General features: G+C 71.8%; 9 protein-coding genes. 4 read left to right on the top strand and 5 right to left on the bottom strand.

Annotated elements, in window-relative coordinates:
- The coding region (locus tag NFU81_RS22375) for a vWA domain-containing protein (RefSeq protein ID WP_251492657.1) at window positions 1-892 on the top strand (892 nt) is incomplete at its 5' end.
- Between the two features lie 72 nt (window positions 893-964).
- Here the strand turns inward: NFU81_RS22375 and NFU81_RS22370 are convergent.
- Entirely contained in the window at window positions 965-2,938 is a 1,974-nt protein-coding gene (locus NFU81_RS22370; RefSeq protein ID WP_251492655.1) for a galactose-binding domain-containing protein, read from the bottom strand.
- Between the two features lie 365 nt (window positions 2,939-3,303).
- Between NFU81_RS22370 and NFU81_RS22365 the strand changes: the two genes are divergently transcribed.
- The gene (locus NFU81_RS22365) at window positions 3,304-4,251 is read left to right on the top strand and encodes a class A beta-lactamase-related serine hydrolase (protein WP_251492653.1); all 948 of its coding nucleotides are present in this window, start codon (window positions 3,304-3,306) and stop codon (window positions 4,249-4,251) included.
- Window positions 4,252-4,294: 43 nt separating this feature from the next.
- Here NFU81_RS22365 and NFU81_RS22360 read toward each other — a convergent pair whose 3' ends face one another.
- Window positions 4,295-5,302, bottom strand: a complete 1,008-nt coding sequence (locus NFU81_RS22360; protein WP_251492651.1) for an NADPH:quinone reductase — start codon at window positions 5,300-5,302, stop codon at window positions 4,295-4,297.
- Window positions 5,303-5,440: 138 nt separating this feature from the next.
- On the opposite strand from NFU81_RS22360, the gene NFU81_RS22355 reads away from it, so the two are divergent.
- Entirely contained in the window at window positions 5,441-5,890 is a 450-nt protein-coding gene (locus NFU81_RS22355) for a group II truncated hemoglobin (protein WP_251492649.1), read from the top strand.
- Between the two features lie 70 nt (window positions 5,891-5,960).
- Here NFU81_RS22355 and NFU81_RS22350 read toward each other — a convergent pair whose 3' ends face one another.
- The 3 genes from NFU81_RS22350 to NFU81_RS22340 all read right to left on the bottom strand — a co-directional run bounded on the left by NFU81_RS22350 (window position 5,961) and on the right by NFU81_RS22340 (window position 7,648).
- A complete protein-coding gene (locus tag NFU81_RS22350) occupies window positions 5,961-6,335 on the bottom strand; it encodes a hypothetical protein (RefSeq protein WP_251492647.1) in 375 nt (124 codons plus the stop codon).
- Between the two features lie 63 nt (window positions 6,336-6,398).
- Window positions 6,399-7,271: a Gfo/Idh/MocA family protein gene (locus NFU81_RS22345; protein ID WP_251492679.1), complete on the bottom strand. Its 873-nt coding sequence runs from the start codon at window positions 7,269-7,271 to the stop codon at window positions 6,399-6,401.
- A gap of 2 nt (window positions 7,272-7,273) precedes the next feature.
- Window positions 7,274-7,648, bottom strand: a complete 375-nt coding sequence (locus NFU81_RS22340; protein WP_251492646.1) for a 5-carboxymethyl-2-hydroxymuconate Delta-isomerase — start codon at window positions 7,646-7,648, stop codon at window positions 7,274-7,276.
- Window positions 7,649-7,845: 197 nt separating this feature from the next.
- Here NFU81_RS22340 and glnII point away from each other — a divergent pair, with 197 nt between their 5' ends.
- Window positions 7,846-8,865, top strand: coding sequence for a glutamine synthetase (gene glnII, locus NFU81_RS22335; RefSeq protein WP_251492644.1), 1,020 nt, complete (start codon window positions 7,846-7,848; stop codon window positions 8,863-8,865).
- Window positions 8,866-8,934 lie beyond the last annotated feature (69 nt).

Raw genomic sequence — 8,934 nt, 5'->3', positions numbered from 1 at the left:
GACCGGACCCGCGGCACCGCTGCCGCCGCCCGCGCCGACCGGACCCGCGGCACCGCTGCCGCCCCCGCCCGGCACGAACTACGGCACCGCGTACGGCGCCCCCGCGCCGGCCGGCGCGCCCCGCATGGTCAAGGGCGAGGAGAACCTGCCGGTCGACATGCGCAAGCGGCTGTCGCTGCGCAAGGAGCAGGTCGCGGTGAGCTTGCGCAAGCACGGGGCGGAGGGCGCCACCGCCCGTATCGTGCTGGTGCTCGACGCGTCGGGGTCGATGGCGAAGCTGTACGCGGGCGGTGTGGTCGCCGGCGTGGTGGAGCGGATGGCGGCGGTCGCCGCGCAGTTGAGCAGTGACGGCACGATGCAGGCGTGGACCTTCGCCAGCAACCCGGCCCGGCTGCCGGAGCTGACCCTGGGCGAACTGCCCGGCTGGATCGCGCTGCATGTGCGGATCGGCGAGCTGGTGCTGTTCGGCCGCCGCAAGAAGGCGCCGCGCGGGCTGCAGCCCGGCCAGGTCGACATGCGGGCGGTCGGCATCCAGAACGAGGAGCAGAAGGTCATCGCGCAGGTGCGGGACTTCGTCCGGTCGGCGCCGTCGCAGGACCCGACCTTCGTGCTGTTCTTCTCCGACGGCGGTGTGCACCGCAACGCGGAGATCGAGCAGCAGCTGCGGGCGGCGGTGGAGGAGCCGATCTTCTGGCAGTTCGTGGGCCTGGGCCACTCCAACTACGGCATCCTCGAACGCTTCGACACGATGGGCGGCCGGCGGGTCGACAACGTGGGCTTCTTCGCCGTGGACGACATCGCCACGCTGTCGGACGCCGAGCTGTACGACCGCATCCTCACCGAGTTCCCGTCCTGGCTGAAGGCCGCGAGGGCGGCGGGCATCCTGCGCTGAGCGCGCGCGTGCGGGCGGCGGTACGGCCGGGGGATGGCGTCTCGGCCGTACCGCCGCTGTGCGGGGTGCGGGTCAGGCGTTGAAGACGTGCAGCCCGGACGCCTGGCCCGCGGGCCAGCCGGTGTTGGCGGTGAAGACCAGCCGGACGTAGCGGGCGGTGGCGGCGCTGGGCAGGGTGAGCGTCGCGGTGTTGCCGGTCGCCGGGTCGAAGGTGCGGGCGGCGGCGGCCAGCAGGGTGCTGAAGGTGCCGCCGTCGGTGCTGCCCTGGACGGCGATGGTCTGGCTGCGGGTGGCCCACGCGGCGGCCGGCGGCAGGTCGACGACGACCCGCTTGACGGTGGTCGCGCTGCCCAGGTCGACCTGGAGCCACTGCGGGAAGGCGTTGTTGGCGCTCTCCCAGTAGGAGTTCTGGTCGCCGTCGACGGCGTTGCCCGAGCCGTAGGTCTGGGTGTGGCTGCTCTCCGAGGTCGGCTTGTGCAGGGCCAGGTCCGTGGTGGACGAGGTCGCGTCGGTGGTGACGGTGAGCTGGTTGGAGGGCTGCGACACACCGCCGGCCGCGTCGAGCGCGAGCACGTCGAAGGTGTAGGCGGTCTGCGCGGTCAGGCCGGTGACGGTGAAGGAGGTGCCCGAGGTGGTGCCGGCCTGGGTGCCGGTGCCGCCGCTGATCAGGCGCACCCGGTAGCCGGTGACGCCGACGTTGTCGGTGGCCGCGGTCCAGGCCAGGGCGACGGTGGTGTCGCTGTGCCCGGTGGAGTGCAGGGAGCCGGGGGCGGTGGGCGGTACGGTGTCGCCGCCGCCGCTGACGACCGGCTGGGTGGGGCGGGTGGCGGTCAGCGCGATCTGGCCTTTGAGCATGCGGCCGCCGTCGCCGGTGAGGCGGAGGTAGTAGTCGGAGGAGCAGGCGGTGCCGTCCTCGTCGAGGGCGAGGAAGCCGGAGTTGGTGGGGACGAAGGCCTGGGATTCGGCGGTCTTGGCGATCTGGTTGCCTTCGTTGTACTCGTCGAACATGGAGATGTAGATGCCCTGCACTCCGGCGCGGCACATGTGGTAGAACTGCCGCCACATGAAGTCGCCGTGGGCGCGCTGGCGGCCGGTGACGGAGCCGGGCAGGACGCAGGGCTGGTAGTCGATGCCGTGGGCGGCGCATTCGGCGACGTCGGGGACGGTGGCGACGTTGTAGAAGTTGTCGGCGTCACCGACGTTGCCGATCCGGCCGACCAGCCACGGGCTGAGCATGTGGAAGGCGTGGTAGACGTCGGAGAAGCCGGGGCGCGAGTCCCGGTCGCCGGTGCGCCACCAGGTGGGGACCCCGCCGATGACGTAGCAGCCCTGCGCCTTGAACCAGTTGACGACGTCCAGGCACGCGGCCGCGGAGAAGGGGCGCTGGTTGTCGTTGAAGCCGAAGCCCCAGATGCACACCACCGGCTTGCCGTTCTGCACCGCGTACGCCGGTGAGGCGGTGTAGGCCTTCATCTTGTTCGTCCAGTCGGCCTTGATGTCCGACTGCATGTTCGTCCAGTCGGACACGTCGTACATGATGTAGAACTTCCGCCCGTGCGACTCCGCGGCGCTGCGGACCTTCGCCGTCATCGCGTCGCGGGTCGGCCCCTCACCGCCGGTGGGGTTGAACCGCTGCAGGGCCGCGGTGTCGATGTTGTTCTGCTGCATCCACAGGAAGTGGGTGTCCACCGTCTGCTGGTCGTACGACGAGAACAGCGACGCGGGCTGGCCGCCTCCAAGCGCCGCGTAACCGGTCGGATACGTCGTCGCGTAGTCCCGCACGTCCGGCCACGCCACGATCCCGGTGTTCGACGGCGACGGAGCCTGGCCCGCGTTCTGACTCCAGTGCCACCACGCGTTGATGGGCGCACCATCACCAATACACGCAAACCAGCCCTGATACCCCACCGTGATCTTGCCCACAACATCACCCGCAGAACTCGCGGCAAAAGCGCTGCCGGAGAGCGCGGTCTGCGCAACTCCCACCGCCCCCGTTGCAGACACCGCAATCGCGGCCTGCAGTAGCGCCCGGCGTGTGACACCCATCTGGAACTCCTCCGATCGGCTGTCAACTCCCGCCGTCACACGGCCGATCGGTCTACGGCAGCGGACCGGAAGTCTGGTGCGGGGATCGTAACGACGAGGTCACGCGTCCGCAATAGATCGCGCATCAGGCGAAATATTTGACAGAAACCACGCAAGAAGCGTTCATGTCCACCTGACGTCCTGGCCTGCGGAAAAACCTCGCTCAGCCAATTCGGTACGAAAATCTTAGGAGAATGAAATATTCCGCTCTTACGGTCTGGTGCATGACGCATGTTTCAGGACCACCGGGCGGTGGGCGCGGCTCGACGCGCTCCCGTTCCCACCGGCGACGGCGAAAACCGTCCTGGTGGAGGCGCCCGGCGGTCGTGTCGGCGGCCGTACTGGCCACGATCGGGCTGATCACCCTGGTGATCATCAACCGGTCGCCCTCGGCCAAGGCCCGCACCGACTCCGCCGCGACCAGTGACGCCAAGGGCCAGGACGCGGCCGGCAGTACTCCCCCCGCGAGCACGACCCCGGCCACCACCGCACCGCCCACCACGAGCGCGCCCACCACCCCGTCGAAGCCGCCGACGACGGCGGCGGGCGACGCCAAGACCCGGCTCGCCACGTCGATCAAGGCCCTGTCGGCGAGCAGCAAGGGACGGCTGTCGGTCGCGGTGACCGACCTGGGCGACAGCGGCACCGGCGCCTCGTACGCGGACGGCTCCGCCACCTACGACACGGCGAGCATCGTCAAGGTCGACATCCTGGCCACCCTGCTGCTGCGGCACCAGAAGGCCGGCACCACCATGACCTCGACGGAGAAGTCGCAGGCCACGGTGATGATCCAGCAGAGCGACAACAACGCGGCGACCGCGCTGTGGAACGCCGTCAACCGCAGGACCGGGCTCGACGCGGCCAACCACACCTTCGGCATGGACCACACCCAGGGCGGCTCGGCGGACCTGTGGGGTCTGACCCAGACCACCACGGCCGACCAGCAGGCGCTGCTGCGGGTGGTCTTCGGCGACGACTCACCGCTGTCGGCGGCGTCCCGGACGTACATCAAGGGCCTGATGCACACGGTCACCAAGGGCCAGCAGTGGGGCGTGTCAGCGGCCGACGAGGACGGCAGCGGCTTCGCGCTGAAGAACGGCTGGCTGCAGCGCAGCGCCACCGGGCTGTGGGACATCAACAGCATCGGCGAGGTCGACTACAAGGGCCACACGCTGCTGGTCTGCGTGCTCTCCTCGGGCAACAAGTCCGAGAAGTCGGGCATCGACAAGGTCGAGGACGCGGCGGCCGCCGCCGCGAAGGCCCTCTACTCCTGATCCCCTTCCGCGGGCCGCCCCTTGCCGGGGCGGCCCGTCGGCGTCAGCCGGCGACGTCGATCAGGACCTTGCCGACCACGGCCTGCTGGACGGCGTCGTGGGCCTCGGCGGTGCGCGGCAGCGGGAAGCGGTGCAGCGGCAGGCCCGCGGACTCGCCGACCCGGATCGCGCCGTCCGCCACGGCCGCGGAGACCGCTGCGACGGCGTCGTCCTTGGCGGCGGCGGGGACGGTGTAGACCAGCACGCCCTGCCAGCGCAGGTTGGCGAACATCGACGGCCGGGCGGGGACGGAGAAGGACGCCGAGTCGTCGGCGTAGAAGGCCACGACCGCGTCCGGCGCGGTCACCGCCTCGTCCAGCGCCGCGTTCGCCGCGGGCGCGACCTCGACGACGATGTCCACCCCGCCGGGGGCGATCCTGCGGATCTCGGCGGCCGCGTCCTGCGCCCGGTAGTCGACGACGTGCTGCGCGCCGGCCGCCTTGGCCAGCTCGCCCTTAGCGGGGCCGCTGACCGTCGTGATCACGGTGGCGCCCGCCCAGCGGGCCAGCTGGATCGCCGCGTTGCCGACCGCGCCGGCGCCGCCCGCGACCAGCACCGTACGGCCGGCCAGCGCGCCGGGCGCCAGGCGGGACGGGCCGCCGTCGGCGACGGTCAGCGTGCGGTGGGCGGTCAGCGCCGGGATGCCCAGGCTCGCGCCCAGGTCGAACGACGCGTGCCCGGGCAGCGCCACGGCCTGCCGCGCCGGCAGCGTCACGTACTCCTGCGCGGTGCCGTCGGCGCGGCCCCACGCGGCCTCCCACAGCCACACCCGCTCGCCGATCCTGGCCTCGGGCACGCCGGGGCCGACCGCGTCGATCACGCCGGAGCCGTCCTGGTTCGGCACCTGCTCGCCGTGCGGGGTGCCGCCCTGCCGGGCCTTCCAGTCGGTCGGGTTCACGCCCGACACCCTCACCGCGACCCGCACCTCGCCCTCCCCCGGTGTGGGGACCGGCCGGTCGGTCAGCGCCATGACGTCGGAAGCGCCGCTGGTCTTGTAAGTGATCGCCTTCATGAGCGCTACAAGCTGCCGACGGCCGGCTTTCTTCCCGGAATGCACTGCTCCGTTCGGTGTGCCGGGGGCGAAATCCTTCGACGCCGGCCGCCGGTGAGGGGGAGGGTGGGGTCCAGACGTCCGACCCGAGGAGTACGCGTGACCGACCACGACGAGACCTTCTACGACGCCCTCGGCGGCGAGGCGGCGCTGCGGCGGCTGATCGAGGCCTTCTACGCGCAGGTGCTGGTCGATCCGGTACTCGAACCGGTCTTCGCGCACTTCACCCCGACGCACATCGACCACGTCGTGGTGTGGCTGTCGGAGGTCTTCGGCGGCCCCGCGGGATACACCGAGCGGCTCGGCGGCCACCAGGCGCTGCTCACCAGCCACTTGGACCTGCGCATCACCGAGGAGCAGCGGGCGCGGTGGGTCGAGGTCATGCTGCGGACCGCGGCGAAGGAGCTGCCGGACGACGAGCTGCTGCAGCGGCGCTTCGGCGAGTACATCGAGTGGGGCACCCGGATCGCCGCGTCGGTATCGCAGCCCGGCACCACGCTCGGCGACCCCGGCCCGGCCCCGCACTGGGGCTGGGACGGCCTGGCCTGACGCCCGGCACGGGGCCGGCCGGTACTGGTCCCGGTCCTGGTCCCGGTACTGGTCCCGGTCCTGGTCCCGGTCAGGGAACGAGCGGCTCGGGCAGGGAGACCCGCTCGGTGTACGGGTCGCTGCCGGGCGTCCGCGGGACGTACGCCCCGGAGGAGCCGCCGTGGCCGCGGTGGACGAGCAGGCCGCGTACGGGGTCGGGGACCGCGTCCAGCGCGGCCTGCGTGCCGGGGAGGGCGAGCCAGCCGGCCCACGACTCCTCCCGCGTGAAGGAGACTTCGAGCACCACGCCCCAGCTGTGCTCGAACCACTGCCAGGACTCCGCGCCGTTGGTGATGAGCGACTCGGTCAGCCCGTGCGCATACGCGTCGCGCCACCCGGTCGCGGTGTGCACCGCGCCGTCCTCGACGTCCATGACCTCGATCGACCACCAGTCAGGAGCACTCATGTTCCGACCATAGACACCCTGCGCCGGCTCCGGAAGGGGCCGGCGCCAACCGGGCGAAAACGATCAAACTCCCGCCAGCAACTCCTCGGCCGCGGCGAGGATCTCGGTGACCCGCAGCCCGAACCGGGCGTCGCACGCGTGCGGTTCGCCGCCGATGAGCGCGTCGACGGCCCGCGCGAACGCGTCCCTGGCGGGAACGTCGAGGCCGTCGGGGTAGGTCGCGACCCCGTGCGTGCCGCGGAACTCGATGGCCACCCCCGCGCCGGCCGGCGGTGCGGTGAGGGTGAGCACGGCGGTGCTGGACGCCCCGCTGTCGTGACGCAGGGTCAGATGCACCAGGTCGCCGGGGCCGCGGGCCGCCGTGACGGCGGTGACGTCGCCGAGCACCGGCAGCAGGACGGACAGCGCGTGCGGGCCGACATCCCACAGGCCGCCCTTCTCGCGCCGCCACGGCGAGTCGGCGAACGGGCTGTCGTCGCCGCCGAAGACAGCGCCGTACCAGTCGGCGCGGCCGGTGAACCAGCCGCCGGCCGCGGCCTGCGCGGCGATCCACCCGGCGCCCGCCGCGTCGAAGCGCAGGGTGAAGAAGACCACCGAGCGCACCCCGGCCCGCTCGACCGCGTCGACCACCTCGCGGGCGCCCTCGACGGTGTCGGCCAGCGGCTTGTCCAGCAGCAGGTGCCGCCCGGCGCGGGCGGCGCGGGCGGCCAGCGGCGCCTGGAGGGCGGGCGGCAGGGCGATCGCCACCGCGTCGACGTCGGCGATCAGCTCGTCGGCGTCCGCGTAAGCGCGGGTCCCGAACATGCCGGCGACCTCGGCGGCGGCCTCCGGCCTGCGGCCCCACACCCCGGCGAAGTCGACGCCCGGGTGCGCGGCGAGCGCCGGGCCGTGCGCGAGCCGCGCCCACGGCCCCGTGCCCAGCAGCCCGACCCGCAGGGTCATGACGCGGTCCGCGGGTTCTCGTGGACCACGTACGCGTCCCGGTCCAGGTCGCGCAGGTCGACGGAGAACTGCACCGCGTACTGCGGGGTGGGCGCGGTGTGTTCGCGCAGCGCGGCCAGCACCGCCTCGGTGAGCGCGCGCTTGACCTCGGGGGTGCGCCCGGATAGCAGTGCTATCTCGACGTGGATCATCGCGTGGTGCGCGGAACCGTCGCCGATGAAGAGGTCGTCATGGCGTACGAAACGGGTCTTGCAACCGCCGGCGCGTCCGCCCGCGACGGTGACCAGAGCCTCGTGCAGGGCCGCGCCGAACGCGGGCCGGTCGAGGGCTTCTACGAGCGTTCCGGAGTATTCCACGGTGGTATGCGGCATGGTCGGGAGCCTATCCCGGCAGGTCCGCGGCGGGCGGCGCGTCTCACGATGCGCGCCCGGCCACCCCGGCGGCTCGGTTACATCCCGTTAACACAAGGGCAACGCTCGGGAAAACCATCCTTGCGACGCTGCCTTCGGTCCGATCAGCGCAGCTCGGCCGCACCCCCGCGATCACGTTCGTTAAGGATGGCGTCACCGTGACCTACAAGGCTGAGTACATCTGGATAGACGGCACCACGCCGACCGCGAAGCTCCGTTCGAAGACGCGGATCCTGGCCGACGGCGCGGAGCTTCCGATCTGGGGGTTCGACGGGTCCAGCACCAACCAGGCCGAGGGCCACGCCTCGGACCGCGTACTCAAGCCGGTCGCGTCGTTCCCCGACCCGATCCGCGGCGGTGACGACGTCCTGGTGATGTGCGAGGTCTTCAACATCGACGGCACCCCGCACGAGTCCAACACCCGCGCCGCGCTGCGCGAGGTCGCCGAGAAGTTCGCCGACCAGGAGTCGCTGTTCGGCATCGAGCAGGAGTACACCTTCTTCCAGGGCTCGCGCCCGCTGGGCTTCCCGGAGAACGGCTTCCCCGCCCCCCAGGGCGGCTACTACTGCGGTGTCGGCGCCGACGAGATCTTCGGCCGCCCGGTCGTCGAGAAGCACCTGGAGAACTGCCTGGCCGCCGGTCTCGGCATCTCCGGCATCAACGCCGAGGTCATGCCCGGCCAGTGGGAGTTCCAGGTCGGCCCGCTCAGCCCGCTGGAGGTCTCCGACCACCTGTGGGTCGCCCGCTGGCTGCTCTACCGCACCGCTGAGGACTTCGGCATCTCCGCGACGCTCGACCCCAAGCCCGCCAAGGGCGACTGGAACGGCGCGGGCGCGCACACCAACTTCTCCACCAAGGCGATGCGCGAGAACTACGCGGCGATCATCGAGGCCGCCGAGTCGCTGGGCCGCGACGACAAGCCGCTGGAGCACATCAAGCACTACGGCGCCGGCGTCGAGGGCCGCCTCACCGGTGCGCACGAGACCGCCCCGTGGAACGAGTACAGCTACGGCGTCTCCAACCGCGGCGCGTCGGTCCGCATCCCGTGGCAGGTCGAGGTGGACCAGAAGGGCTACATCGAGGACCGCCGCCCGAACGCCAACGTCGACCCCTACGTCGTCACCCGGCTGATCGTGGACACCTGCGGTTCCGCGCTGGAGAAGGCCGGCCTGGTCTGATCCGCAGCTCACCGCACACCGCCTCCCCGCGGTCGTGAAAGGCGCCCGTCGTCACGATGGGCGCCTTTC

This window comes from Actinacidiphila cocklensis (assembly GCF_907177275.1).
GTDB classification, from domain to species: Bacteria; Actinomycetota; Actinomycetes; order Streptomycetales; family Streptomycetaceae; genus Actinacidiphila; species Actinacidiphila cocklensis.
Note: the sequence above shows the minus strand (reverse complement) of the source record. Positions and strands in the feature narration are given on the sequence as shown.